At 77.5% G+C, this 864-nt stretch carries 1 protein-coding gene; it reads left to right on the forward strand.

Features of this window, described 5'->3' with window-relative positions; translation table 11 throughout:
• The coding region (locus tag B7767_RS43055) for an FtsK/SpoIIIE domain-containing protein (protein ID WP_256923790.1) at positions 1-864 on the forward strand (864 nt) is incomplete at both ends.

Below are 864 nucleotides of genomic sequence, written 5' to 3' on the forward strand. Positions count from 1 at the left end.
CTCCTCGACGAGCTGGGCCTGGCCCGGGCCACCCCGGCCTCGCTGATGGCCCGCTGGGCGGACGCGGCCGACGACACCCGGGCGCTCGGCGGACGCGTCACCGCCATACTGGGCGCCGGCCCACGTGGCCCGGTCACCGCCGACCTCGCCGCCGACGGACCGCATCTGCTGGTCGAGGGGCCGCCCGGCAGCGGTCGTACGGAACTGCTGCGGGCGGTCGTCGCCTCGCTGGCCGCAGCCGAGCGTCCCGACCGGCTGGGCATCGTGCTGGTCGACGGCCGGGGTGTGCCCACGACGGGCGACGCGCCCGGCGAGGGCCTGCGCGTCTGTACGGACGTACCGCATGTCACCACGCATCTGTGCGCCAACGACCCGGTGCGGATGCGGGAGTTCGCGCAGTCCCTGAGCGCCGAGCTGAAGCGGCGCGCGGAGCTGCTGGGCCGGTCGGACTTCGCGGAGTGGCACACCGGGCGGGAGCTGTCGGACCGTATGGTCGCCCAGCGCACGGCGGTCGCGTCCCGCGCGGAGCAGAACGGGGACCTCGACACCCCGCCCAGTTCGACGCTGCGGCTGCGGCCGGGGGCGGACCGGCGCAAGACGGGGGCCGCGCCGCCGCTGCCCCGGCTGGTGGTGGTCGTGGACGATCTGGACGCGCTGGTCTCCCCCGCGCTCGGTTCGCCGGGGCGGCCCGCCGCCGGATCGGTGATGCGGGCGCTGGAGGCGGTGGCGCGGGACGGTGAGCGGCTGGGCGTGCACCTGGTGGTGGCCACCGGGCCCTGCGCCCGTACGGCGCAGAGCGAGCCGGTGCGACAGGCGTCCCTGCGGGTCGCGCTCGACGCGGTGGTGCCGGGGGGCGGGCCGGAG

Origin of the sequence: Streptomyces sp. 13-12-16, from assembly GCF_002114215.1 — a bacterium.
In the GTDB taxonomy this organism is placed as follows: domain Bacteria; phylum Actinomycetota; class Actinomycetes; order Streptomycetales; family Streptomycetaceae; genus Streptomyces.